Origin of the sequence: Sphingobium cloacae (assembly GCF_002355855.1) — a bacterium.
Lineage (GTDB): Bacteria > Pseudomonadota > Alphaproteobacteria > Sphingomonadales > Sphingomonadaceae > Sphingobium > Sphingobium cloacae.
Genome location: NZ_AP017655.1, coordinates 1,040,054 through 1,064,611, shown reverse-complemented (window position 1 = coordinate 1,064,611; position 24,558 = coordinate 1,040,054). Strand labels below are relative to the sequence as shown.

20 protein-coding genes, 3 pseudogenes and 1 riboswitch are annotated in these 24,558 nt (G+C 63.3%); of the genes and pseudogenes, 18 read left to right on the top strand and 5 right to left on the bottom strand.

Features of this window, described 5'->3' with window-relative positions; genetic code table 11:
- The first annotated feature begins 101 nt into the window (after positions 1 to 101).
- The gene (locus tag SCLO_RS05220) at positions 102 to 2,114 is read left to right on the top strand and encodes an acetyl-CoA carboxylase biotin carboxylase subunit (RefSeq protein ID WP_066520720.1); all 2,013 of its coding nucleotides are present in this window, start codon (positions 102 to 104) and stop codon (positions 2,112 to 2,114) included.
- Between the two features lie 127 nt (positions 2,115 to 2,241).
- Positions 2,242 to 2,613 (top strand): tRNA-binding protein, encoded by a 372-nt coding sequence (locus tag SCLO_RS05215; RefSeq protein ID WP_066520745.1) that lies wholly within the window; start codon positions 2,242 to 2,244, stop codon positions 2,611 to 2,613.
- 43 nt (positions 2,614 to 2,656) lie between these two features.
- Here the strand turns inward: SCLO_RS05215 and SCLO_RS05210 are convergent, their stop codons facing one another.
- Complete coding sequence (locus SCLO_RS05210) at positions 2,657 to 3,829, bottom strand: acetyl-CoA C-acetyltransferase (RefSeq protein WP_066520722.1); 1,173 nt, start codon at positions 3,827 to 3,829, stop codon at positions 2,657 to 2,659.
- Between the two features lie 48 nt (positions 3,830 to 3,877).
- Positions 3,878 to 4,873 carry an alpha/beta hydrolase gene (locus SCLO_RS05205; protein WP_231923354.1) on the bottom strand — a complete coding sequence of 332 codons (996 nt, stop codon included), beginning with the start codon at positions 4,871 to 4,873 and terminating at the stop codon, positions 3,878 to 3,880.
- Between the two features lie 91 nt (positions 4,874 to 4,964).
- Here SCLO_RS05205 and phaR point away from each other — a divergent pair, with 91 nt between their 5' ends.
- The 10 genes and pseudogenes from phaR to SCLO_RS05155 all read left to right on the top strand — a co-directional run bounded on the left by phaR (position 4,965) and on the right by SCLO_RS05155 (position 16,069).
- Positions 4,965 to 5,540: a polyhydroxyalkanoate synthesis repressor PhaR gene (gene phaR / locus SCLO_RS05200; RefSeq protein ID WP_066520724.1), complete on the top strand. Its 576-nt coding sequence runs from the start codon at positions 4,965 to 4,967 to the stop codon at positions 5,538 to 5,540.
- A 93-nt stretch (positions 5,541 to 5,633) separates the two neighbouring features.
- Entirely contained in the window at positions 5,634 to 7,160 is a 1,527-nt protein-coding gene (proS, locus tag SCLO_RS05195) for a proline--tRNA ligase (protein ID WP_066520727.1), read from the top strand.
- 67 nt (positions 7,161 to 7,227) lie between these two features.
- Positions 7,228 to 7,413, top strand: a riboswitch (cobalamin riboswitch).
- A 204-nt stretch (positions 7,414 to 7,617) separates the two neighbouring features.
- Positions 7,618 to 8,370: an adenosylcobinamide-GDP ribazoletransferase gene (locus SCLO_RS05190; RefSeq protein ID WP_322788838.1), complete on the top strand. Its 753-nt coding sequence runs from the start codon at positions 7,618 to 7,620 to the stop codon at positions 8,368 to 8,370.
- The gene (locus tag SCLO_RS05185; RefSeq protein WP_066520729.1) at positions 8,367 to 9,347 is read left to right on the top strand and encodes an aminotransferase class I/II-fold pyridoxal phosphate-dependent enzyme; all 981 of its coding nucleotides are present in this window, start codon (positions 8,367 to 8,369) and stop codon (positions 9,345 to 9,347) included. Before SCLO_RS05190 ends, SCLO_RS05185 begins: the two co-directional genes overlap by 4 nt.
- The gene (cbiB, locus tag SCLO_RS05180) at positions 9,340 to 10,281 is read left to right on the top strand and encodes an adenosylcobinamide-phosphate synthase CbiB (RefSeq protein WP_066520731.1); all 942 of its coding nucleotides are present in this window, start codon (positions 9,340 to 9,342) and stop codon (positions 10,279 to 10,281) included. The genes SCLO_RS05185 and cbiB overlap by 8 nt, the downstream gene beginning before the upstream one ends.
- A gap of 106 nt (positions 10,282 to 10,387) precedes the next feature.
- Entirely contained in the window at positions 10,388 to 12,076 is a 1,689-nt protein-coding gene (locus SCLO_RS05175; protein WP_066520733.1) for a thiamine pyrophosphate-binding protein, read from the top strand.
- A gap of 153 nt (positions 12,077 to 12,229) precedes the next feature.
- Positions 12,230 to 13,451 (top strand): annotated as a pseudogene (locus SCLO_RS05170) (putative DNA modification/repair radical SAM protein).
- 161 nt (positions 13,452 to 13,612) lie between these two features.
- Complete coding sequence (locus SCLO_RS05165; RefSeq protein WP_066520735.1) at positions 13,613 to 13,939, top strand: hypothetical protein; 327 nt, start codon at positions 13,613 to 13,615, stop codon at positions 13,937 to 13,939.
- A gap of 229 nt (positions 13,940 to 14,168) precedes the next feature.
- Positions 14,169 to 14,854: pseudogene (locus SCLO_RS05160) on the top strand (IS5 family transposase); the annotation flags it as partial.
- Between the two features lie 144 nt (positions 14,855 to 14,998).
- Positions 14,999 to 16,069, top strand: a complete 1,071-nt coding sequence (locus tag SCLO_RS05155; protein WP_066522499.1) for an IS630 family transposase — start codon at positions 14,999 to 15,001, stop codon at positions 16,067 to 16,069.
- Positions 16,070 to 16,109: 40 nt separating this feature from the next.
- Here the strand turns inward: SCLO_RS05155 and SCLO_RS05150 are convergent, their stop codons facing one another.
- Together SCLO_RS05150 and SCLO_RS05145 are read right to left on the bottom strand one after the other, a co-directional pair.
- On the bottom strand, positions 16,110 to 16,412 hold the full coding sequence (locus SCLO_RS05150; protein ID WP_169925551.1) for a HigA family addiction module antitoxin: 303 nt from the start codon (positions 16,410 to 16,412) through the stop codon (positions 16,110 to 16,112).
- Positions 16,402 to 16,692, bottom strand: coding sequence for a type II toxin-antitoxin system RelE/ParE family toxin (locus SCLO_RS05145; RefSeq protein WP_007014453.1), 291 nt, complete (start codon positions 16,690 to 16,692; stop codon positions 16,402 to 16,404). Before SCLO_RS05145 ends, SCLO_RS05150 begins: the two co-directional genes overlap by 11 nt.
- A gap of 117 nt (positions 16,693 to 16,809) precedes the next feature.
- Between SCLO_RS05145 and SCLO_RS05140 the strand changes: the two genes are divergently transcribed.
- The gene (locus SCLO_RS05140) at positions 16,810 to 17,442 is read left to right on the top strand and encodes a tyrosine-type recombinase/integrase (RefSeq protein ID WP_066521736.1); all 633 of its coding nucleotides are present in this window, start codon (positions 16,810 to 16,812) and stop codon (positions 17,440 to 17,442) included.
- A 107-nt stretch (positions 17,443 to 17,549) separates the two neighbouring features.
- On the opposite strand, the pseudogene SCLO_RS05135 reads toward SCLO_RS05140, so the two are convergent.
- Positions 17,550 to 18,011: pseudogene (locus SCLO_RS05135) on the bottom strand (tyrosine-type recombinase/integrase); the annotation flags it as partial.
- Between the two features lie 224 nt (positions 18,012 to 18,235).
- Here SCLO_RS05135 and SCLO_RS05130 point away from each other — a divergent pair.
- From SCLO_RS05130 to SCLO_RS05110, 5 genes are all read left to right on the top strand, one after another.
- Entirely contained in the window at positions 18,236 to 18,721 is a 486-nt protein-coding gene (locus SCLO_RS05130) for an RNA polymerase sigma factor (RefSeq protein WP_231923353.1), read from the top strand.
- Positions 18,722 to 18,829: 108 nt separating this feature from the next.
- A complete protein-coding gene (locus SCLO_RS05125; protein WP_066521732.1) occupies positions 18,830 to 19,804 on the top strand; it encodes a FecR family protein in 975 nt (324 codons plus the stop codon).
- Between the two features lie 121 nt (positions 19,805 to 19,925).
- Complete coding sequence (locus tag SCLO_RS05120) at positions 19,926 to 22,385, top strand: TonB-dependent siderophore receptor (protein WP_066521731.1); 2,460 nt, start codon at positions 19,926 to 19,928, stop codon at positions 22,383 to 22,385.
- A gap of 113 nt (positions 22,386 to 22,498) precedes the next feature.
- Positions 22,499 to 23,830 (top strand): PepSY-associated TM helix domain-containing protein, encoded by a 1,332-nt coding sequence (locus tag SCLO_RS05115; protein ID WP_231923352.1) that lies wholly within the window; start codon positions 22,499 to 22,501, stop codon positions 23,828 to 23,830.
- A complete protein-coding gene (locus tag SCLO_RS05110) occupies positions 23,808 to 24,542 on the top strand; it encodes a hypothetical protein (protein ID WP_066521730.1) in 735 nt (244 codons plus the stop codon). Before SCLO_RS05115 ends, SCLO_RS05110 begins: the two co-directional genes overlap by 23 nt.
- Positions 24,543 to 24,558 lie beyond the last annotated feature (16 nt).

Genomic DNA, 24,558 nt, shown 5'->3' with positions numbered 1-24,558 from the left:
CCACCGAGCAGAGCGAGGTGCCTTCGCTGCGCTCGGGCGAGGGCTTCGGCTTCGCGCGGCCTGAACGGATTTTGGAACCAAGGACGAGGGCAAGGATAAAGATGGCAATCACCAAGATCCTGATCGCGAACCGTGGCGAGATCGCCTGCCGCGTGATCCGCACGGCGCGGAAGATGGGCATCAAGACCGTGGCGGTCTATTCCGACGCCGATGCGCGTTCCCCCCACGTCCTGATGGCGGACGAAGCGGTTCATCTCGGCCCGCCGCCCGCCGCGCAATCCTACCTGCTGGCCGACAAGATCATCGAGGCATGCAAGGCGACCGGCGCGGATGCGGTGCATCCGGGCTATGGCTTCCTGTCGGAGCGCGAAAGCTTCCGCAAGGCGCTGGACGAGGCGGGCATCGTCTTCGTCGGCCCGCCCGCCAACGCCATCGCCGCCATGGGCGACAAGATCGAGTCCAAGAAGCTTGCGATGGAAGCGGGCGTCAATGTCGTCCCCGGCTATGTCGGCGTGATCGAGGACACCGAACATGCGGTGAAGATTTCCAACGAGATCGGCTATCCGGTCATGATGAAGGCGTCGGCGGGCGGCGGCGGCAAGGGGATGCGCCTTGCCTATAGCGAGCAGGACGTGCGCGAAGGGTTCGAGGCGACCAGGCGCGAGGGGCTGAACAGCTTCGGCGACGACCGCGTGTTCATCGAGAAGTTCATCGAAAGCCCGCGCCATATCGAAATCCAGATATTGGGCGACCAGCACGGCAATATCGTCTACCTCAATGAACGCGAATGCTCGATCCAGCGCCGCCATCAAAAGGTGGTGGAGGAAGCACCGTCGCCCTTCGTCAGCCCCGAAATGCGCAAGAAGATGGGCGAACAATGCGTCGCCCTGGCGCGCGCGGTCGGCTATTTCAGCGCGGGCACGGTGGAACTGATCGTGTCGGGCACGGACAAGACCGGCGACGGCTTCTACTTCCTCGAAATGAACACCCGCCTGCAGGTCGAGCATCCCGTGACGGAGGAAATCACCGGCCTCGATCTGGTGGAGCAGATGATCCGCGTCGCCAATGGCGAGAAGCTGGGCTTCACCCAGGCCGATGTGAAGATCAACGGCTGGTCCGTCGAGAACCGGGTCTATGCCGAAGATCCCTATCGCGGTTTCCTGCCCTCGACGGGCCGCCTGATCCGCTACACGCCGCCCGAAACCGGCGCTGACGAGACGGGCGCTCTGGTGCGCGTCGACGACGGCGTGCAGGAAGGGGGCGAGGTCAGCATGTTCTACGACCCCATGATCGCCAAGCTCATCACCTGGGCGCCCACGCGCGAACAGGCCATCGACAAGCAGATCGAGGCGCTCGACAGGTTCGAGATCGAGGGGCCGGGCCATAATATCGACTTCCTGTCGGCCCTGATGCAGCACCCGCGCTTCCGGTCGGGCGACATCACCACGGGCTTCATCGCGCAGGAATATCCCGAAGGGTTCACAGGCGCGCCCGCGTCGCCGGACCTGCTCCGCAAGCTTGCCGCGATCGGGGCCTTCGCCGCCATGGCGCAGGCCGACCGCGCGCGCCGCATCGACGGCCAGCTCGGCAGGAAGCTGCGGGCCCCGACCGGCTGGCAGGTGAGGATCGGCGCGGGAGAAGAGGGGGCGCTGCACGATGTCGTCATCCGGGGCGACAAGGTGGCCGTCGACGGCGAACCGCTGGACATGAGCCTGGAATATACGCCCGGCGACCGTCTGATCGAAGCCGAGTTCGGCGACGAGCAGTTGGCGGTCCGGATCGCGCCGGTCCGCGCCGGTTTCGTCCTGACCGCGCATGGCGCCAGCCACAAGCTGCGCATCCTGCCCGCGCACGCCGCGCCTTATGCCAAGCATATGATCGAGAAGATCCCGCCCGATCTTTCGCGATTCCTCATCTGCCCGATGCCCGGCCTGCTGGTCGCGCTCCACGTGCAGGCCGGCGACAAGGTGGAGATCGGCCAGCCGCTCGCGGTGATCGAGGCGATGAAGATGGAGAATATCCTGCGCGCGCAGAAGGCGGGCGTGGTGAAGAACGTGTCGGCGGCGCAGGGCGAAAGCCTGCCGGTCGACGCCATCATCCTGGAACTGGAATAACCGCGTCCGCCGGGCGCGACGGGAAGGCCGCGGCCTCCCTTGCGCCCGGCCGTTTCCGCCGGTCGACCGGCCGATGGCGGATGGAAGGCGATTGCGATCCTGCCGCCCCATGGCCTATCGTCGGGCCATGCACGCTTCCCATGACCCCGCCGCTCCCGCCGCCGATGCGATCCTGTTCGACGATTTCCTGAAGGTCGACATCCGGGTCGGCACCGTCGTTTCGGCCGAACCTTTCCCCGAAGCGCGCCAGCCGGCCTACAAGCTGCTGATCGATTTTGGCCCCGCCATCGGATGCAGGAAATCCAGCGCCCGGATCACGGACCGCTACGACCTCGCCGATCTGCCGGGGCGTCAGGTCGCGGCGGTCGTGAATTTCCCGCCCCGCCAGATCGGCAAGTTCATGTCGCAGGTGCTGACATTGGGCTTCGCGGACTCGCAGGGAGCGGTCGTCCTCTTCGCTCCCGACCAGCCGGTCCCGAACGGCTCACGGCTTTTCTGACCGGAAGCCGCCGACCGGCTGACCTGCGGCTCCCGTCTTCCGTTCAACGCTCGATGCACATGGCGACGCCCATGCCGCCGCCGACGCACAATGTGGCGAGGCCCTTTCTGGCGTCGCGCTTCTGCATTTCGTAGAGCAGGGTGGTGAGCACGCGCGCGCCGGACGCGCCGACCGGATGGCCGATGGCGATCGCGCCGCCATTGACGTTCACCTTTTCCGGGTCCCAGCCCAGTTCCTGCCCCACGGCCAGGGACTGCGCGGCAAAAGCCTCATTGGCCTCGATCAGGTCGAGGTCGCCCAGCGCCCAGCCCGCCTTTTCCAGCGCGATGCGCGTGGCGGGAGCGGGGCCGATGCCCATGATCGCCGGATCGACGCCGCAGGTCGCGAAGGAGGCGATGCGCCCCATGACCGTCGCGCCGCGCCTGGCCGCTTCCGCTCCGCTCATCACGACGAGCGCGGCCGCGCCGTCATTGAGGCCGCTGGCGTTGCCCGCGGTGACCGAGCCATCCTTCTTGAAAGCCGGCTTCAGCGCCTGCATCGCCTCCAGCGTGGCGCCGGCGCGGATATATTCGTCGCTGTCGACCACGATGTCGCCCTTGCGGCCCTTGATCGTGACGGGCGCGATTTCGTCCTTGAAGCGGCCGGCGGCGCGGGCGGCCTCCGCCTTGTTCTGGCTGGCGACGGCGAACTGGTCCTGCGCGTCGCGGGAAATCTGGTATTTCTCCGCCAGATTCTCCGCCGTCATGCCCATATGGTAATTGTGGAACGCGTCGGTCAGGCCGTCCAGGATCAGGGTGTCGACCAGCGACAGCGCGCCCATCTTCACGCCGCCGCGCAGATTTTGCGCATGGGGGGCCATGGACATATTCTCCTGCCCGCCCGCGATCATGATCCGCGCATCGCCCGATTTGACCGCCTGCGCCGCCAGCGCCACGGCGCGCAGCCCGGACCCGCAAAGCTGGTTGATGCCGATGGCCGTGCGCTCGACCGGGATGCCCGCGTTGACGGCGGCCTGCCGCGCGGGATTCTGTCCCTGCCCGGCGGTCAGGATCTGGCCCAGTATGACTTCGTCCACTTCCTCCGGCGCGAGTCCCGCCTGCGCGAGGGCGGCGACGATCGCGGTCCGGCCCAGTTCATGCGCGGGGGTATTGGCGTAAGCGCCCAGAAAACTGCCGACGGCGGTCCGCTTGGCGGCGGTGATGACGATGTCTGACACGGTTCAGGTCCTCGATGCTGAGATTTTTGTTCGCAAGCGCACATAACATCATCCGCCATGGTCGCAAAGCCATTGGGACAAAGGATTCCACAGAAGCGCGCGCGCCTGCCGCCCGACGATCATGCCCACATGGCCCATTTGCAGGGTCCGGCCCTGGGCCAGGCGGGGGGCCGCGCTGGCCGGGACGATCCGGTCGGTCGCGGATCGAATGGACAAGGCGGGACAGGACAGGGATGGAAGATCGACGGCCTTTCCTCCGATCATCCATTGCCCCAACCCGCTGACATTCCCGTCATAGAATGTCTCGAAAAGATCGCGTCCCGCGGCGAAGGTCAGGGGCGCGCCTCCATTCGCCCAATCCTCCACGGCAAGGAAGGCGCGTTCGTCGTCCGTCCCCGGCGCCATGTCGGAAAAGGCCGCGAATTTCCCGACGGTGCGGCGCGGGTCGAGCGCCCAGAACCCCGATTGAAGAACCTCCATCGGCACATAGCCCAGGCGTTCGCAGGTGGCTTTGGCCCCCCTCCACAAGCCGACGATCTGGTCGAGATCGGCCTGCGGAAAGCCGTCGAAATGCCATGGCGCGGCGATGGTGGCGATGGCGCGGACGGGATGCAGCATGGCCGCGCCCAGAACCAGACTGCCGCCCAGGCAATAGCCCACGACAAGGGGAGGCTCCGGCAGCGTTTCCAGCATCGGAACCAATCGCCGCGCGACATGGCCTTCCAGCCCCAGCATCGAATCCGCGGCCGCCGGCGTCCCCCAATCGACCAGATAGGCGTCATGGCCTTGCGCGGCCATGTGGCGCAGCATGGACCGGCTTTCCGACAGGTCGAGCACGGTGGGCGGGTTGATGAGCGAAGGCACGAACACGACCGGCGCGCCGCGCTTTCCCGTGCCGTATCGCAGCAATCGCGCCTGTCCCGCCGACGCCGCCACGGCGGGGGGAGGGGGTGGGACGGGCCGCTCCGCCGACTGATATTTCCGCAGGCCCAGAAAGGCGCGGCGGCGCAGGTCCGGGTCGTCCTCCGTCTCCCGCCACAGCATGTCCAGGAAAAGCGGCAGGGGGCGGGGCCCATGTTGCGGCGCGGCATCGCCCTGTGCTAATGCGGAAGGAACAGGAGTGGGAGAGATTTCCATGGCGAAGTCCAAGACGACGAACGAATCCGAACCGGTGATCATCAAGAAATATGCGAACCGGCGGCTCTATAATACGGAAACCTCCAGCTACATCACGTTGGATCTTTTGTCGCAGATGACCCGCGAGGGGCGCGAGTTCGTCGTCGTGGACGCCAAGACGGGGGAGGACATCACGCATAATGTCCTGACCCAGATCATCATGGAGGAGGAACAGCGCGGCAAGAACATGCTGCCCGTCAATTTCCTGCGCCAGCTGATCTCCATGTACGGCGATTCCATGCAGTCCATGGTGCCGCAATATCTCGAAGCGTCCATGGAGGCGTTCCGCAAGAACCAGCAGCAGTTCCAGGAAGCGATGAAGGGCGCCTTCGGCGGCGGCCCCTTCGCGGAAATCGCCAAGCGCAACATGGAGATGTTCGAGGCCGCCACCCATGCCTTCGGCGCGGGCGCCACCCCGCCCGCCGCCAAAACGTCCCGCTCCGACGCCCGTTCCGACGAAAGCAAGGATGACGAGATCGCCGGCCTCAAGGCCCAGCTCGCGGCCTTGAACGCCAAGATCGACAAGCTCGGCTAAAGTCCTGCCTGCGACGCTTGGGGGGTCGACAGAAACGGCGCGCTTGCCCTATGGCGCGCCATCATTCGCACTCAGACATCCAAGGCAGGCCCTGTGAAACACGCCCTTTCCGTCACCCGTGAACAGGATTTCGCCGCCTGGTACCAGGCGGTCGTCTCCGAAGCCGACATGGCGGAGGAAAGCGGCGTTCGCGGCTGCATGGTCATCCGCCCCTGGGGCTATGGCATCTGGGAACGCATCCAGCGCTTGCTGGATGAGCGGATCAAGGCCACGGGTCACGAAAACTGCTATTTTCCCGTCTTCATCCCGCTCTCCTATTTCGAGAAGGAAGCCGAGCATGTGGACGGCTTCGCCAAGGAAATGGCGGTGGTCACCCATCACCGCCTGATCCAGAAGGACGGCCGGATGGTGCCGGACCCCGAAGCGAAGCTGGAAGAGCCGCTGGTGGTGCGTCCCACGTCCGAAACGGTGATCGGCGCGGCTTTCTCCCGCTGGGTGCAAAGCTGGCGCGACCTGCCGGTGCTCATCAACCAGTGGGCGAATGTCGTGCGCTGGGAAATGCGCACCCGCATGTTCCTGCGCACCAGCGAGTTCCTCTGGCAGGAAGGGCATACCGCCCACGCCTCGGTCGACGAAGCGATGGACGAGACGATGAAGATGCTCGAAGTCTATCGCAGCTTCGCCGAGGAATGCGTCGCGCTGCCGGTCATCGCGGGCGAAAAGCCGGAAAATGAGCGTTTTCCGGGCGCTGTCGCCACCTATTCCATCGAAGCGATGATGCAGGACGGGAAGGCGCTTCAGGCGGGCACGTCCCATTTCCTGGGCACCACTTTCAGCCAGGCGCAGAATATCCGGTTCCAGAATGCCGAAGGGCAGCAGGAACTGGCCCAGACGACCAGCTGGGGCATGTCCACGCGCATGATCGGCGGGCTCATCATGGTGCATGGCGACGATGACGGGCTGCGGGTGCCGCCGCGTGTCGCGCCCTATCAGATCGTCGTCGTGCCGATGCTGCGCGATACGGAGGAGGACGCCGCGATCCTCGATTATTGCGCCGCGCTGGTGGAGGAGCTGAACGGCAGGGACGTGTTCCGCGAGCCTGTCCGCGCCCTGCTGGACAAGCGCCCCGCCAAGGCCGCCAACAAGCGCTGGGGCTGGGTCAAGAAGGGCGCGCCGATCGTGATCGAGGTCGGCGGCCGGGATGTCGCCGGCGGCAATGTGTCGGTGCTGCGCCGCGACCGGCTCTATCGGGCGGATGGAAAGCTCGACAGCCAGGTCGTGCCGCGGGACGATTTCATCGCCGGAGCGGCCGCCGCGCTGGAAGAGGTCCAGCGGGCGCTGTTCGCCGAGGCGCACGGCCGGCTGCACGGCCATGTGGACAAGGATATTGCGTCGCTGGATGCCCTGAAGGCCTATTTCGCCGCCAGCGCGAAGCCGGGCTGGGCGCTCGTCCAGTGGAGCAGGCCGACCGGCGCGGCGCTCGACAAGGTGGTCGAATGGCTGAAGGGCGAGAAGCTGACCCTGCGCAACGTGCCGCTGGATGCGGAAGCGGCCGACGGCGCCTGCATCTTCACCGGGCAGGCGGCGGTCGAGCGCGTTCTGGTCGGGCGCTCCTATTAAGGGGGCGGACGGCGCGGGGCGTCGGCCGCCGGTCGGGCCTCGATTGACGCGGGATCATAACTTTCCTATTCCGCGCCATGCGACAGGTTCCCGAAAGGGATAAACGGGAATGAGGGGAAGAACCTCAGCTGCCCCTGCAACTGTGAGCGGATAGCCGCGCGCCATAAGTCATTGGAATCGCATGGTTCTGAGAAGGCGGCGCATCCGGCCCTGACCCGCAAGCCAGGATACCGGCCCGCCGCAGTCGTTCTCCGCGCGGCCAGGGTGCGCCATGCGGACGGGCTCCCCCGCGTGGCGACAGTCCCACCGCGCCGGGCGGCAGGCAGGACGGCGGCACCCGCCCCGTCCGCCTCCTCCGGGCCGGCCCTCGCTGCGGAAGGTCCACCATGCCCCCCGAATCCCGAAACACGATCACTTCGCCATCTCCTTCATGGAATCGCGAACGCTCCCTCCACCCATGGGCAGGGGCGCGGCCGTGAAGGGCTTCATCATCGCCACGCAGTTCCTGACCCGGCTGCCCACACCCCGGATCGCCTTCACGCCTGCCGATTTCCCCCCGGCCATGCGCTGGTTCCCCGCCGTCGGCCTGATCGTGGGCCTGATCGTCACATGGGGTATCTGGGCTGGCGGCCTGGTCGATCCATGGGTCGGGGCGCTGACCGGACTGCTTCTGTGGGTCGCGGTGACGGGCGGCCTTCATCTCGACGGACTGGCGGATATCGCCGACGCCCGCGGCGCGGCGCATGGCCATCGCGAAAGGATGATGGCCGCGCTGACCGATCCCCATATCGGCAGCTTCGGCGCCATCGCCATCGTCCTCCTGCTCCTGGGCAAGCTGGTGCTGGTCCACGCCCTCCTCACTCTGCCGGGCCCCGCCCGTCCGCCATGGCTGGGGCTCGTCGCCATTCCCTTCATCGCCCGGATCGGCCCGTTGATCTGGACCTATGGGCTGCCGCCGCTCCACGAAGGTCTGGCTTCCCGCTTCCGGGGCGCCGTGCGCCCGTTCGATATGCTGGCATGGACAGGCGCGGCGCTTGCCGCTTCCTTTCTGTTCCCGGCCCTGCTCGTTGCCCTCATCCTGATTCCGCTCTGGGGCTGGTGGATCAAGCGCCATATCGGCGGCATTTCCGGTGACGGCCACGGCGCTGGCATCGAGTGGATCGAAGCCGCGCTCCTGATGGCGCTGGTCGTGGGAGCGCGGTTGTCATGAAAAGCCCATGGACATGGCATGGCGGCGATCTCGACGCGGCGCGGGCGTGGTTCGGCGAAGGCGGCGATCCGTGGATCGATCTGTCGACCGGCATCAACCCGCATGGCTGGCCGGGCGCGGCGGGGATGGCCATCGACTGGCGCGGCCTGCCTTCGAAAACCGATCTGCGGGAGATGGAGGAAATCGCGGCCGTCTATTTCGATGTGGACCCCCGGCATGTCTGCGCCCTTCCGGGAACCGAAACGGGCCTGCGCCTGGCCAGCGATCTGCTCGGCCCGCGCGCGCGATATCTTGCCCCCTGCTATCGCACGCATGAGGATATGTTCCCGCTATCCTCGGCGATAACGGCGGCGGCGATGGAGAGTCCGGATGGCGGCACCATCATTCTCGCCAATCCCAATAATCCCGACGGCCATTGCTGGCCGCGCGACGCGCTGCTCGACCTGGCCGACCGCAGAGCGGACGAGGAATGGCTGATCGTTGACGAAGCCTTTGCCGACAGCGATCCGGCGACCAGTCTGGCGCGGGATATAGCGGATGATCGACGGCTGCTCATCTTCCGCTCCTTCGGCAAATTCTTCGGATTGGCGGGCTTGAGGCTCGGCTTCCTGCTCGGCCCGGAAGCCATCGTCGGCCGGATGCGGCGAAAGCTTGGGGCATGGCCGGTTTCCGCCGCCGCCATCGCCATCGGGAGAGCCGCCTATGCCGACCGCGACTGGATCGCGGCGATGCGGGAGCGCCTGCCCCGCGAAAGACGGCGGCTGGACGATGTGCTGACGGGCTGCGGATACTCGCCCGTCGGCGCCTGTCCGCTGTTCCGGCTGATCGTGGCCGACGATGCGATGGCGCTGTTCGAGCGACTGGCGAAACAGACCATCCTGACGCGTCCCTTCGACTACGAACCCCGCTGGCTGCGGATCGGCCTCCCCGAAACGGAGGAGGCGCTCGACCGCCTGCAAAGGGCCCTCCTTGGCTGAGCCGATCGCCTTCGCGGCCCTTGCCCTCGATGCGGTCATCGGATGGCCGCGCGCGCTTTATGCCCGGATCGGCCATCCCGTCGGTTTCTTCGCCCGGATCATCACCCTGTCCGAACGTTACGGGAACCAAGCGCGATGGAGCGCGGGGCTTCGCCGCGCTATCGGGGTTCTGACCGTGATGCTGTTGTTGGCCGTCTCGGCCGGCGGCGCTCTTCTGCTGGAAGGGCTCTGCCGCCGCTGGCTCGGTTCCCTTGCATGGCTTGGCATGGCGATTCTTGCCTGGCCCGCCCTCGCGCAACGCAGCCTGTTCGAGCATGTCCGGCCGATCGCCCGCCATCTGGGGGAGGGCGATGAGGCACGTGCGCGGCAGGACGTGTCGATGATCGTGGGCCGGGACACCGAAACGCTCGACGAACCCGGCATCGCCCGCGCCGCGATCGAGAGCCTGTCGGAAAGCTTCTGCGATGGAGTGGCCGCGCCGCTCTTCTGGTTGATCGTCGGAGGGCTGCCGGGAATCTGGGCCTACAAGGCCATCAACACCGCCGACAGCCTGATCGGTCACAAGGAAGAACGCTGGCGCGCCTTTGGCTGGGCCGCGGCGCGGACGGACGATGTCATGAACTTCCTGCCCGCGCGGCTGGGCGGGGCGGTGATCTGTCTGGCCGGCGGAGGAGGCTGGCGCATCATGTGGCGCGATGCGCGCAAACATGCCTCTCCCAATGCGGGATGGACGGAGGCGGCGATGGCGGGAACGCTGGGGCTGCGTCTCGCCGGACCCGTAAGCTATGATGGCGTGGCCCATGACAAGCCGTGGATCGGCGAAGGCCGTGACCGGGTTTTCGCGCAAGACATCCAGCGGGCATTGCGGGTCTATCTGCGCGCCTGCGCTATACTCTGGATCGGAGCGGCGGCCATGCCGTTGCTCATTCGATGATGCATGCTGGCGCGGGAAGGGCGCATGCGATAATCCTCCAGGAAGGAAAGCCGCGCGGGGCGCGCGCCTGCGTGAAATCCATGGATGGCATGAGGGAAATGCGGAAATGAGCGCAGCCAAAGGACGCAACGCCGCCCAATGCCTGGTCCGCCAGCTGGAAATCCATGGGATCGACCATATCTTCTGCGTTCCCGGCGAAAGCTATCTGGCCGTGCTCGACGCGCTGATCGGCAGCCCGATCAAGGTGACGGTGTGTCGGGCCGAGGGCGGCGCGGCGATGATGGCCGAAGCGCATGGCAAGCTGACGGGCCGTCCCGCGGCCTGCTTCGTGACGCGAGGGCCGGGCGCGGCCAACGCCATGCCGGGCCTGCATATCGCCCAGCATGATTCGACGCCGATGCTGGTCTTCGTCGGGCAGGTCGAACGGGATGTCCGCGACCGGGGCGCGTTTCAGGAACTGGATTATCGCGCGGTGTTCGGCTCGATCGCGAAATGGGTGGCCGAAATCGACAATGGGGAACGCATCCCGGAGATCGTCAGCCGCGCCGTCCATGCGGCCATGTCGGGGCGACCGGGGCCGGTCCTCGTCTCCCTGCCGGAAGATATGTTGCGGGAAAGCGTGGAGGCAGGGGATGCCGTGTGCGCTGCCGTCGTGGAAGCGCATCCGGGCGCCGGCCAGATGGCGCGGTTGGGGCAATTGCTGGGCGAAGCGAAGCGGCCGCTGGCCATTCTGGGCGGATCGCGCTGGTCGCAGGTGGCCGTGGATCAGGTGGCGGCGTTCGCGGGGCGATGGGATCTGCCGGTGGCCGTCTCCTTCCGGCGGCAGATGCTGTTTCCGGCGAGCCACGATAGCTTTGCCGGCGATCTGGGCTTCGGGGCCAATCCGAAGCTGGCCGCGCGAGTCAGGGACGCCGACCTGCTGCTCCTGATCGGCGCGCGCATGGCGGAGGTGCCGAGCCAGGGATATGGCCTGATCTCCATCCCCGAGCCGGAACAGAGGATTGTCCATGTGCATCCCGATCCATCGGAACTGGGCAAACTCTATCGGCCGGTGCTGGCGATCAACGCCGCTCCGGAAGCGTTCGCCGCGGCGCTGGAGGGCGTCGGCCCCGTACCATCGCCGTCGCCGTCGCGCGCGGATTTCCGCGAAGCGGGCAGGGCGGACTTCCTCGCCTGGACCGATCCGGAGCGGATCGTCAGCCCCGGCGATTTCCACCCCGCGCGGATGATGGCATGGCTGCGCGAGAAGCTTCCGCGGGATGCGATCCTGTGCAACGGCGCAGGCAATTATGCGACCTGGGTGCATCGCTTCCATCGTTTCGAGAGGTTCGGGACGCAGCTTGCGCCGACATCGGGGTCGATGGGCTATGGCGTTCCCGCGGCGGTCGCGGCCAAGCGGATGTTCCCCGAACGCGCCGTGATCGCCTTTGCGGGCGACGGCTGCTTCATGATGAACGGGCAGGAATTCGCGACGGCGGTCCAATATGGGCTGGCGATCATCGTCATCCTGATCGACAACGGGATGTACGGCACCATCCGCATGCATCAGGAGCGGGAATTTCCCGGACGGCCCATCGCGACGGCACTCACCAATCCCGACTTCGCCGCTTATGCGCGGGCTTTTGGAGGCCATGGGGAGACGGTGGCGCGGACATCCGATTTCGCCGACGCCTTCGATCGGGCCAGCGCGTCGGGCAAGCCTGCCATCCTCCATTGCCTGCTCGATCCGGATGCGATTTCGCCCGGCACCACGTTGGAAGCCGTGCGGCACGCGGCCTTCGAGGTAGGGCGGTAGTCCGAGGGACGAACGGCGGCCAAAGGCGCGCATTGCATCGAGCAACGCTCTCCTTTGGAGCCGGGAAAGACTATCGCTGCGCCCCCTTCTGCAAATTTACCGTTCGTCGCAGAATCATTGGCGCACAGGAATAAAAGAACATATATAGTACATATGAAGAACATGGGAGTCGGCGATCGGTTGGCGATTCTGGCGGATGCGGCCAAATATGACGCATCCTGCGCATCGTCGGGGACGTCGAAGCGGCATAGCCGGGATGGGAAGGGCATCGGCTCCACGCAGGGCATGGGCATTTGCCATGCTTATGCCCCGGACGGCCGCTGCATCTCCTTGCTCAAGATTCTGCTGACCAACCACTGCATCTTCGACTGCCACTATTGCGTCAATCGGAAGAGCTCCAACGTCGTACGGACCCGCTTCACGCCGCGGGAAGTCGTGGATCTCACGCTCGGCTTCTATCGCCGCAATTATATCGAAGGCCTGTTTCTCTCGTCCGGGATCATCAAATCTTCCTCACACACGATGGAGCAACTGGTGGAAGTCGCCCGCATGTTGCGGGAGGAGCACGGCTTCCGGGGCTATATCCACCTCAAGGCCATTCCGGAAGCAGACCCCGAACTGGTGCGGCAGGCCGGGCTCTGGGCCGATCGCGTATCGATCAATGTCGAACTTCCGACCAAAACCGGGATTGTCGCGACTCGCTCCTGACAAGAACAGCGTGCAGATTGAAGGCGCGATCGCCGATATCGGCGATGCGATCGCCGAAGCCAGGGATGCGCGCAAACGCTTTCGCCATGCGCCGCGCTTCGCGCCTGCCGGCCAGTCCACGCAGATGATCGTCGGCGCGGACGGCGCGAGCGACAGCCAGATCATTGGCCGAGCCAATATGTTGTATGATCGGTTCCAGCTGCGCCGCGTCTATTATTCGGCCTTCAGCCCGATTCCGGACGCCAGCGCGGTCCTGCCGCTCAAGAGACCGCCACTGATGCGCGAGCATCGGCTTTACCAATCGGACTGGCTGGTGCGTTTCTATGGCTTCTCGACCGGGGAGGTGCAGGAGGCAGCGGACGACAAGGGCATGCTGCCGCTCGATATCGATCCGAAGCTGGCTTGGGCGCTGAAGTTTCGCGGCCTGTTCCCAGTCGATATCAATCGCGCCCCGCGCGAAGCGCTGCTGCGGGTGCCGGGCCTTGGAACGCGCGCCGTCGCGGCGATCCTGCGCGCGCGGTGCCTTCATGACCTTCGCCTCGACGATCTTGCGCGCCTGACCCGGACGGTGGCGAAGCTGCGTCCATTCATCATTGCGGCGGACTGGCGACCGACCTCGCTGATCGATCGCGGCGACCTTCGCGTCCGCCTTGTCTGGGATGGGTAAATGGAAGCGCTGTCAGTCGGTATCGGTTTAGTGTTGCGTTCTGCGCTCGCGTTCGCTGTCCTCGCGGGAGCGGGGGTCTGCTTCTTTCTTCTGTTCCCCGATCGCGCCTTGCCTTGCTAGCTAGCGCAGTTGCTGAAGACCCTGGCACGGACGGCATACTGATGCTGATCGATTTTGAGAGGAAAACCAGACGTTCGTTCATGACGTGGCAGTCGATCCAAAGCGCTGTCACGGACCACGTCCCGGCAGAGAACTGGGAGGGTGCTTACAATGTCGTGCCCGTCCCGGCGGCCGAACTGCGCCGGAAGCTGCTGGCGATGACAAGCAGCGGCGGCAAGGATGACCCCGCCGCCCGCTGTCTCAATCTTATAGACAAACTCCGGGACGAGTACGGTGCTCCAGAATCGGAACCACGCCATCCCGATTTTGCGTCAGGACGCCCTTGGCCGATCTTGACGCCCGATCCGGATGCCGAGGACGGGAACTGAATCGGTAGACCAACGATCCGGGAGAAATGTCAGCCCGAAAGCGAGCGCGCGGCTACATTCCAGCTTTCCTATCGCACAGCCACCAGTACGACACGGCCCAAGAGGCGCCAAATCAGCTTACATGAGCAGACGACTGCTTTCAGGGACAGCGCCTACGTTGAGAACCTATACACCTGTTTGATATTATGAGATAAATATCCTGTCTCTGTGAGTTTGTGCAGGAGAGAGTATGTCACGCCATCTGTTTTGGCTGTCGGATGAGGCATGGTTAGCGATTGAGCCACATCTGCCGCATGGCAAAGCTGGCAAGCCGAGAGTTGACGATCGAACGGTGATTTCGGGCATCCTGCACGTGCTCAAGACAGGCTGCCGCTGGCGCGACGTACCCGCCGCTTATGGGCCGCCCACAACGATCTATAACCGCTACAACCGCTGGTCTCAGCGGCGCATCTGGCAGCGCCTTTTCGAGAAGGTCGCGGCATCGGGGCCTGTGCCGAAAGAACTGTCGATAGATAGCAGCCACGTCAAAGCCCACCGTTCGGCGGCAGGCTCAAAAAGGGGGAGTATGAAGAAGCGGTCGGTCGCTCACGGGGCGGCAGGACGTGCAAGATCCACTGCCTGGCCGACGATCGCGGCCGACCGGTCGCCATCACCCTGACACCCGGCAACATCGCAGACATCAGCATCGCCATTCCGCTACTCGGTACGGTCGCTCCACCAAGGCGTCTCCTCGCCGACAAAGCCTATGACGCCGACAGCTTGCGCAACTGGCTGACCGCCCGAAACGTCAAAGCCGTGATCCCTTCAACTGCTTCGCGCCGAACACCATATCCTCTCGACCGGCGTATCTATCGAAGGAGAAACGTCATCGAGAGGCTCTTCGGACGCCTCAAAAACTGGCGGCGCATCGCCACCAGATATGACCGACACGCCCAAAACTATCTCGCCGCTATCGCTCTCGTCGCCGTCGTCGCAGAGTGGAGCAAATGAGTCCCCAACCTAGTGCAATGACGCAGACGGGAGATTCACAAATCGTCTAGGACATGCGACTCTCCCGTCATGGCCCAGACCGTCAACATCCTCTTGAACGCCGCCGACCGTGCTCGGCTTGAACAAATCGTCGGCGACCGCAACTGCCCGCTCAAGCATGTGCTGCGCGCCAGGATCGTGCTGCTCTCCAGCGACCGCTTGCCGGTGCTCGAAGTGGCCCGCCGCGCCGGCGTCAGCCGACCTGCGGTCTGGCGCTGGCAACAGCGCTTCGCTGAGGAAGGCGTCGATGGTCTTCTCCGCGACAAGACGCGCAAGCCCGGTACGGCGCCGATCGCCGCGCCCGTCGTCGCACGGATCGTTGCGTTGACCTGCTCCGAACCGCCCGGTGCCGTGACCCATTGGACCGGCCGCGCAATGGCCAAAGCCTTCGGCGTCTCGCTCCGAACCGTCCAGCGCATCTGGCAGGTCCATCACCTCCAACCCCACCGTCTGCGAACCTTCAAGAGATCGAGCGACCCCGCCTTCGCCGCCAAGGTCGAAGACATCGTCGGTCTCTACATGGCCCCGCCGGCTCACGCCGTCGTCATCTCGATCGACGAGAAGAGCCAGATCCAGGCCCTCGACCGAACCCAACCCGGTCTGCCGTTGAAGCCGGGCAAATGCGGAACAATGACGCACGACTACAAACGCAATGGCACGACCACCCTGTTCGCCGCGCTCGACGTCCTCCACGGCACAGTCGTCGGTCGCTGCATGCCCAAGCACAGGCACCAGGAGTTCATCAAGTTCCTCAACGCCGTCGAGCGCGCCGTTCCTGCCGGCAAGGTGATCCACGCCGTCCTCGACAACTACGCCACCCACAAGCATCCGAAGGTCCTGGAGTGGCTCGCCGATCATCCACGCTGGGTGTTCCATTTCACCCCGACCTCGGGCTCATGGCTCAACGCCGTCGAGAACTTCTTCTCGGCGCTCACCCGAAGGGTCATCCGGCGCGGCGTCTTCACCTCCGTCGTCGACCTCCAGGACACCATTAGCGCTTACATCCGAAAGCAGAACGCCGACCCTAAGCCCTTCGTCTGGACCAAGCCGGCCGAGACCATTCTCGCCAAACTCAGGCGGCTGCCTGTACCAACCGACTGAGTCAGTGCACTAGGACTTTTAATGACGTTATGTTCGCGGTTCAGGCTGCTCTAGCGAACTTTTGAACCTTAATATCCTGCTCATGCTCGCGGGCTTGGGCCAGCTCATAAGTCGTCTGCATCCGCAATAGAGTGTCGGCCTTGATGCCGAAGGCCTTCTCAAACCGGATGGCCATATCGGCAGACAGGTTCGCATTGCCATTCAGTAAGGTGCTCAAGGCCTGCCTCGATACGCCAAAATGCTGGGCCAAAGTCGTCACGCTAACCTGCGCGGGTTCCACAATTTCCGTCTTCAACCAGTCGCCAACGTGGACGGCCAGCGAAGGGTGCATCTTAAGCGCCATGATAATCCTCCAGATCCATATCGATTAGCGCGCCTTCGTCATTCAACCCGAAGGTCATCCGCCAGTTTCTCGTAACCGTCATCGACCAGCTTCCCTTCCGGTCACCTGTCAGCTCATGCAATCCGAAATTCGGAGGCACCGACAGCTCTTCGAAGCTTTCCGCAGCGTCGATGAAAGCAAGCATCTTACGCAATCGCCCAGCATCCCCAACCAGGCCTTTAGCGTTGCCCGTCTCAAAGAAGCGGCGCAGGCCTTTGTGCCTGATGCTTTCGATTTCCATTCCCGGGATATAGCGCAGCAATGTGAGATCGTCAAGTGTCGCGCGACACTTGTCTTAAGGTAGCCGGGCATGAGGACTATACTCGCGCTGGCCAATTCCGGCTATCGGAGAACTATCATGGGACATTCAGACCTCGACCCAGCCATACATGATCGGCGCCCTTGGAATGCAGGGCAGAATGTTGGGCCGAAGCGCCCACTGAAGCCGCGCGATATCTGGGCAATTCGTTTCTATCTCGACGAACACAAGCGTCTGCGTGACCGGGCCCTGTTCGATCTTGCCATCGACAGCAAATTGCGTGGCTGCGACCTGGTCAAGATCAGGATAGGCGACCTGATCAGCGCAGGGTCCTTTCGTGATCGTGCGACCGTTATCCAGCAAAAGACGGGCCGTCCGGTGCAATTCGAGATCATGTCGGAGGCACGCAAAAGCCTAAAAGCATGGCTTGATCGGCGCGGCGGAACGATCCGTGACTTCGTATTCCCAAGCAGGATCGATTACCTTGGTCACTTGAGCACACGGCAATATGCGCGCCTCGTCGACGAATGGGTGTCGACGATCGGCCTCGACAAACGAGAGTATGGCACCCACTCGATGCGGCGGACAAAGGCGGCACTGATCTATAAAGCCACAGGCAATCTTCGCGCCGTGCAAATCCTGCTCGGTCACACCAACATCGAAAATACGGTCAGATATCTTGGCGTGGATATTGATGACGCTTTGACGCTGTCCGAACGGACCGAAATTTGAAAATTCCGGCTTCTCGATATCTCAGGGAAGCCGGTTCGCCCATATGAACGACCGGCAGGTATCAACGAGTGAATCCGCCCCCACGAATGACAGCTAAGTCGGCGCTAATCGCTTCGCATGAGACCGACTCCTGTTACCCATTCATCGACAAGCCGGGCATACTGGCGAGTGCTGAGATGCCCATTATGATCGACCCTGCTGGGAAAGACATAGTCGTCCACCGTGCCGCCGCGCCGATCCAGCCAAGCCAGTAGGCTCGCCCGAGCATCCGGCAGCAGCTCAAACTGAACGGGCCGTCCCGTTTTCTGCTGCATCACGATTGCCCGCGTTCGGATTTGTCCGCCGCTGACAATGTCGCCGATCTTCATCTGCACCAGATCGCAGCCCCGAAGCTTGCTATCGATCGCCAGATCGAAAAGCGCCCGATCCCGCAGGCGGCGGCGCTGATTGAGGTAAAACCGGATTTCCCAGATCTGCTTTGGTTTCAGAGCCCGCTTTGCACCGACGGTCCTTCCGGCATTCCAGACCGGGCGCTTGGTGGCGGTGAGTTCGGTTTCAGGCATCTCCATGGTCGTTCTCCTATGGCCACATTGGCCATATGAAGAACGTTTGCGCGCGCGACTTGCTTTGGGGCCTGTGCCGACCAACTTAAGACGTGGCCGGTCGGCCAGCGAATGCCCGCTCATGGCAAAACCTACCGTCTGGCCGCTTGACCGCAGCAGATTGTTGCGAGTGGTTCGCAATCTGCTAAGACTATGCGGCAATGCCGACCAACGCCTTTGCCCTGTCCCGTATGCTGATCGCGGAGCGTTCGTCGCTCGTGCGCCGGCTCGCGCGGATGCTGGGCAGCGAGCCGGCGGCGGAGGACGTTGCGCAGAGCCTGTATCTCAAGGTTCAGCGGATCGATGACGACCCGCCCATCCTGAATAAGCGCGCCTTCCTCAACCGGCTCGCCACCAATCTCGCGACCGACTGGCTACGCGCGGAGAAGCGGCACGATGCGCTGTTCGAGATGTTCGATCCAACGCCCGACGTGCCGTCCGACACCCCGTCGATCGATCGCCAGATGCTCGACAGCGAACGGATGCGTCGCTTCGAGGCGGCGCTGGAAGAGCTGCCGCTGCGTTGCCGGCAAGTGTTCGTGCTCCGCCGCATCGACGGCCTGACCCCGGGTGAAGTCGCCGCGCGCCTTGGCATCACGGTCAATGCCGTCGCCAAGCATGTCCGCATCGCCGTGCGCCATTGCCATGCCAGGATGCAGGATGATCCCGACGCGTGACGCCGATTATTTCTATCCGACAGTCCTCATCCTCGATTTTCAATCGTCTAAGAGTCAGAAGGCCCATAGCGACGGACCTAAGCCGCTCGCCAGGGGGAGAGCGCGTTCGTGCCAGCTGACCAACCGATACCGAAGGACATCGCCGACGAAGCGGCACGCTGGTTCGCGGATCGCGACAACGGACTGCTGGGCGACGAATCCGGGCTGAGGGCCTGGCTCGCCGCCGATCCGCGCCATGCCCGCGCGTTCGCGGAGATGGAAGCGGTCTGGTCCGATCTTGGCGGCGTCAAGCCTTCGCCGGCGGTCCGCGCCTCGATTCCCTCGCCACCCGTGCGCGCGCATGGGAACGACAATCATCGTACCCGGCGCGCCTGGGTCTCCACAGCGGTTGCCGCCAGCGTTGCGCTCGTGGCGATCGGCCTCGTCGATGACTGGCCGATGCGCCTGCGTGCCGATGCCGTGACGGCGACCGGCGAGCGGCGGACCATCGCCATGCCGGACGGATCGAGCGTGGTCCTCAATACCCATAGCGCGGTCGCGTTCGATTACCGGAATGACCGGCGCATCGTGCGACTGCTGCGAGGGGAGGCGGCGTTCACCGTCGCCCCTGATCGCAGCCGGCCCTTCACCGTGGAAGCCAATGGCGGCAGCAGCACGGCACTGGGCACCCGGTTCGTGATCCGCGAGGATGGCAACGACACGCGCGTCGCCGTCACCGAGCATGTCGTGCGCGTCGCCTATGCGCGCGGCGGATCGAGCGCGATCGGTCTCAGGGAGGGGCAGAGCCTCGTCTATGGTCCCGATCGGCCTTGGGGTGCACAAGAGCCGATCCGCGCCGGAGAGGCCGACGCCTGGACCCAGGGCGAGCTGGTGTTCGAGAACCGCCCGCTCTCGGAAGTCGTGGCGGAGCTTGGGCGTTACCACACCGGCTATATCCGGGTCATCGGCCAAAATGTGCGCGATCGGCGTGTCAGCGGCGTATTCAGCATCGCCGATCCTGTCGGCGCGGTCGCCAGGCTGCAACGGTCCCTGGGCCTGCGCGCGGTCCACATCACCGACAAGCTTATCCTGATTTTCGTCTGATCGCAGATTTTTTGGTACGGGAAGTCCCGCTTCGGAAAGCTCACTCGTCAACCATATGAGAGCCGCTCGCATTAGTAATAGCGGGCGCTCCCATCTGTTTTGACGATCGGGGGACTGACCTGTGAAATTGACATGCCCACGCCACCCGGCAAGCCCGGCTCGCGGGATCGCGCTCGCGCTTCTTGCCACCACCTCGCTTTCGGTTGCAGCGCTGAGCGCTGCCCCCGCCTACGCGCAGCAGGCCACGAGCTACGACATCGCGGCAGGCCCACTTCCGACCGTGCTCAATCAGTTCGCGCGCCAGGCGCATGTCGAGCTGATCTATGATGCGCCGCTGACGCAAAGCGCCACAAGCTCCGGTCTCAAAGGCAGCTTCGGCGCGGCCGAGGGGCTTTCACGCATCCTCGCCGGCACCGGGCTCACCTATCGCCAGACCGGCCCGAACATGTTCACCCTCGAACGCGCGCCCACGGCCGACGCCGGTGCGGTGCAGCTCGGTCCGGTGCGGGTCGAGGGAGGCTCTGATACTTATGCCAGCGGCGGTAGCCTTCCATCCTCCGCCGCCACAACCGAGCGAACAAAGTCCTATACTACCAACGCCGTCACCATCGGGAAGACAGTCTTAAACCCGCGCGACATCCCTCAATCCGTCAGTGTAGTCACGCGCCAGCGGATCGAGGATCAGAATTTATTCACTCTCTCGGACGCGATGGCTCAGGCAACCGGCGTCTCTATCTCCACGAACGGAACCCAACGCAACAGCTACACTGTGCGGGGATTCGAAGTGGGAATATTGCAAATCGACGGCCTTCCAACGCGCCTTGATACAGATACGCTTCTAAGCGCCGATCTCTCGATGTATGATCGCGTTGAGGTGCTTCGCGGCCCCAACGGCCTTCTCCAAGGTACAGGCGATCCATCTGCATCGGTCAATCTGGTTAGAAAACGCCCTACATCCGAGCTTGCGATCTCCGGCGCGGTAAGTGCTGGATCATGGAACAACTACCGCGCTGAACTGGATGTTGGAGGTCCGTTAGACAAGGCTGGCCGTTTGCGTGTTCGGGTAGTTGGGTCGTTTCAGGATAACGACTACTTCTACGATGTCGCGCATCAGCGACGGTGGCTTGTTTACGGCATTGCCGAGTATGATCTCACCGACACAACGAAGATCACCGCAGGCTATAACTACATGGGTAGCCGATCTACCCCGACTCTCAATGGTCTCCCGCGCGCCACGACCGGAGCCGATCTGAACTTCTCTCGATCGACCTTCCTAGATTCGGCGTTGAATAGATTCCGCTTCAATGACCAAGAGGCTTTCGCGGAGATTAGTCAAAGTATTGGTCGCTGGAACGCGAAAGCCGTATTTCGTCGGGCCACGGGACATAACAATCTATATAGTGTCGGCGTATTTGGTGCCGCCAACCCTGTGACCGGGCTTGGGCCACGCCTGAATTATCTGTCAAACCCGGATTACCGCGACAAGCAGACTGGCATCGATGCGTTTCTGACCGGCCCCCTGCGCCTATTTGGTCGTGATCATACGATCCTGATTGGCGGGACAGCGAGGATACGTAAAAATGGGTTCTCTTACGAGAACATGAGCCCGGTGACTCCGCCGCCCCCCGTCAACGTGTTCAATTTCGACCCCTACGCTGTGCCAGAATACAAATTCAACGGCGTTTATAGCTTCCGGGTTCATGGCACGGATAAGGAGGCTGGTATCTACGCGACTGCGCGACTGAGCATCAGCGATAGCCTAACCGTCATTCTTGGCTCAAGGCTTTCATGGTGGGAAAATCAAGCCCTCTATGACCAGCCTGCCCTCCTATATTTCCCGCCCGAAATATCGAAGAAGAACGCCATTTTTACACCCTACGGTGGCCTTGTCTTCAAGGTTGACCCTGACACCTCTCTATACGCCAGCTACGCCGATATTTTTCAGCCTCAATCTGCCACAGATTACACAGGTGGGATCCTTCCACCCGTGGTGGGCAAGAACTATGAGTTAGGCATCAAGCGAGGTCTCTTCGAAGATAGACTCAATGTGTCTTTTGCCCTCTTCCAGATTGAGCAAACCAATCGTGCCATCACCGATCCGGACCATGAGGATTTTTCTGTCGCCCAGGGGAAAGTTCGTAGTCGCGGATTTGAAGCGGAAGCGACTGGCGATCTGGCTCATGACTGGAAAGTCTCGGCGGGTTACACCTATACAGAAACCAAGTATATTCGAGACCCTGACGCTCAAGGACAGGTTTTCAACTCAACGACGCCCAAGCATCTTTTCAAGGTCTGGACGGATTACACCTTGCCGTCAAACTTGAAGGCGTGGTCGGTCGGTGCCGGCGTTCAATTTCAGACGCGATTCTATGTCGATGATGGTGCCTTCCGTCTCGTTCAGGGAAGTTATGCTCTCGCCAACGCGCGCATAGCCTATCAAATCAGCCCGAATCTTTCTGCGAGTGTTAATGTCAACAACATCTTCGATAAACGCTATTATACAACCCTGACGGGTATTCGTCGCGGAAACTACTACGGCGAGCCTCGCAGCTTCATGATCTCGCTACGGGGCAAATATTGATGCCAAGGCCTGTTGCAGCATTGCGGAGGTCTGAGGGGGTAAAATCCCCTCCGACCGCTTTGCTCAGATGGCGGTGGGTCCACAAATGGTCCAGCCTTGTTTGTACAACCTTCTTGCTGATCCTCTGCCTAACCGGCTTGCCGCTGATTTTCGCGGAGGAGATCGCTGATCTGAGTAACCCAAAACCGCCTTATGCTAGCGTTCCCGCTGGAACGGCTCGCAAGGACGTGGATCATCTGATGGCCGCTGCCAAGAGCATGTATCCGGGCCAGATCGTCACATCTATATTCACAGATGACGATGAGCCCCAAGTTTACATATGGTTGGCACCTTCGTTCAAAGCGTTAGAATCTGATCCGAAGTTAAAGCATTTTGTCCGCTTTGACGCTCATACAGGGAAGGTGATCGGGCAGTCGAAGCCGCCAGGCCAACGACGCATGAACTTCATCACCATCATGCTGCGGCTGCACATGGACCTGTTTGCCGGTTTGCCGGGTGAATTATTTCTTGGTGGGATCGGCCTTCTTTTCCTAGCTGCCATCGTCTCCGGGGCCGTTCTCTATGGTCCCTTTACCCGAAAGCTCGAATTTGGCGTCGTGCGTAGTGAACGTTCGCAACGAACGCGCTGGCTCGACCTTCACAATCTCCTTGGGGTTGTAACCCTCGCCTGGGCGTTCGTGGTCGGTGCGACGGGCGTAATGAATGAGCTTTCGACGCCGTTATTCGCGGCCTGGCAGCAAACAGACGTGAAGGAGATGCTGGCCCCGTGGAAGGGACAAACGCCACCAAATCCGAATGAACTTTCTTCACCGCAGGCTGCAATCAAAACGGCGCTGCACCAACTACCCGGAATGACTGCAACAAGTATTGCTTTCCCTGGCGACGATGATGGGAGCCCCCATCATTACCTAATTTGGGCGCACGGCGCATCGCCGTTGACCGAGAGGCTATTTAGTCCGGTTCTCGTCGATGCGCGCACGGGCAAGCTGACGGCCGTGGTACGGATGCCCTGGTATCTGCGCGCACTGGAAGTCTCCCGACCGCTGCATTTCGGCGACTATGGCGGGATGCCGCTCAAGATTCTTTGGGCGCTGCTCGATCTGGTAACGATCGTCGTGCTGGGCAGCGGCCTCTATCTGTGGATCGCCCGCCCGAGACGGGAAAGGGCCGCGAAGCCCCCCCCACGCGCCTCATGGCGCAATGCCGGTGGTGGAACCCGCCGAATGAAGCCGCGCCGGCAAGCTACCTTCGCGGCGCAATGGGGCTGGCCGATCGGTTTGGCCGTGCTGACGCTGTTCGGCCTGATCTCAGCGCTGATCGGCGAGGGCGGCATCTGGTGGTGGCTGTCCTGGGCGGCGCTCGCCGCCCCGCTGCTGGTGATCGCGCACCATCTCCGCCGCGCCCGACAAGGGAGGCCGCACCATGCTCGCGCTCGTTCGTCCTGAGCCATCGGAGGACGCGATGGCGGCCGACTATGACACCGATGCCGCGCCGATCGTCCTGCCGATCCCGGCGGAGCGCCACGGCTATGCGCCGCCGCCCGGACGGCGGGTGCTGGCGTTCGTCGGCACGAGCTGCATCTATGCGCTGGTGGCGGTGGGCCTGTTCCTGTCGTTCGAGGTCAGCTCGCCGCCGCCGAAGCCGGCCGCTCCCTTGGTGGTGACGCTGCTCCCGCTCGCCTCGCCACCCGAGACACCGCCCAAACCGAAGGAAGCGCCCAAGCCGATCGAGAAGCAGGACAAGAAGCCGACCCCGCCCAAGGTCGAACCGATCATGCGGACGATTGCGCCCGTCGCCACCCTGCCGGCACCGCAGGCTCAACCGATCGCGCCACCGGCCCCGACGCCGCCACAGCCGGAGACGGCCGCGCCCAGGACGGCACCGGCATCACCAGCGCCGCAAGCATCGAGCAATGCCCCCGACACCTGGGAAGGCCGCGTGCTCGCGCGATTGGAAAAGTATCGTCGCTACCCCGGCGATGCGCGCAGCGCCCGCCAGCAGGGCGTCGTCTATACGGCTTCCGACCAGGATCAGCTGTTCAGCGCCGACACAGCTAATGTCAGCTCGCGGCAAAAACTGTCGTTAGAATTGATCGAAGTGGACGATCGGCAACGCGCCCTATTCTCGGCCGTTCAGCTCGAGCCGTGGTTAACCTAGAACCTGCCGTTCGTCC

What these genes read in the sequence shown, in the direction of transcription:
- SCLO_RS05220 (WP_066520720.1), top strand. Translation starts at nt 102, where the DNA reads ATGGCAATCACCAAGATCCTGATCGCGAACCGTGGCGAGATCGCCTGC.
- SCLO_RS05215 (WP_066520745.1), top strand. Translation starts at nt 2,242, where the DNA reads ATGCACGCTTCCCATGACCCCGCCGCTCCCGCCGCCGATGCGATCCTG.
- SCLO_RS05205 (WP_231923354.1), bottom strand. Translation starts at nt 4,873, where the DNA reads ATGCTGTGGCGGGAGACGGAGGACGACCCGGACCTGCGCCGCCGCGCC.
- phaR (WP_066520724.1), top strand. Translation starts at nt 4,965, where the DNA reads ATGGCGAAGTCCAAGACGACGAACGAATCCGAACCGGTGATCATCAAG.
- SCLO_RS05190 (WP_322788838.1), top strand. Translation starts at nt 7,618, where the DNA reads ATGGGCAGGGGCGCGGCCGTGAAGGGCTTCATCATCGCCACGCAGTTC.
- SCLO_RS05185 (WP_066520729.1), top strand. Translation starts at nt 8,367, where the DNA reads ATGAAAAGCCCATGGACATGGCATGGCGGCGATCTCGACGCGGCGCGG.
- SCLO_RS05175 (WP_066520733.1), top strand. Translation starts at nt 10,388, where the DNA reads ATGAGCGCAGCCAAAGGACGCAACGCCGCCCAATGCCTGGTCCGCCAG.
- SCLO_RS05165 (WP_066520735.1), top strand. Translation starts at nt 13,613, where the DNA reads ATGCTGATCGATTTTGAGAGGAAAACCAGACGTTCGTTCATGACGTGG.
- SCLO_RS05155 (WP_066522499.1), top strand. Translation starts at nt 14,999, where the DNA reads ATGGCCCAGACCGTCAACATCCTCTTGAACGCCGCCGACCGTGCTCGG.
- SCLO_RS05150 (WP_169925551.1), bottom strand. Translation starts at nt 16,412, where the DNA reads ATGGCGCTTAAGATGCACCCTTCGCTGGCCGTCCACGTTGGCGACTGG.
- SCLO_RS05145 (WP_007014453.1), bottom strand. Translation starts at nt 16,692, where the DNA reads ATGGAAATCGAAAGCATCAGGCACAAAGGCCTGCGCCGCTTCTTTGAG.
- SCLO_RS05140 (WP_066521736.1), top strand. Translation starts at nt 16,810, where the DNA reads ATGGGACATTCAGACCTCGACCCAGCCATACATGATCGGCGCCCTTGG.
- SCLO_RS05130 (WP_231923353.1), top strand. Translation starts at nt 18,236, where the DNA reads ATGCTGATCGCGGAGCGTTCGTCGCTCGTGCGCCGGCTCGCGCGGATG.
- SCLO_RS05110 (WP_066521730.1), top strand. Translation starts at nt 23,808, where the DNA reads ATGCTCGCGCTCGTTCGTCCTGAGCCATCGGAGGACGCGATGGCGGCC.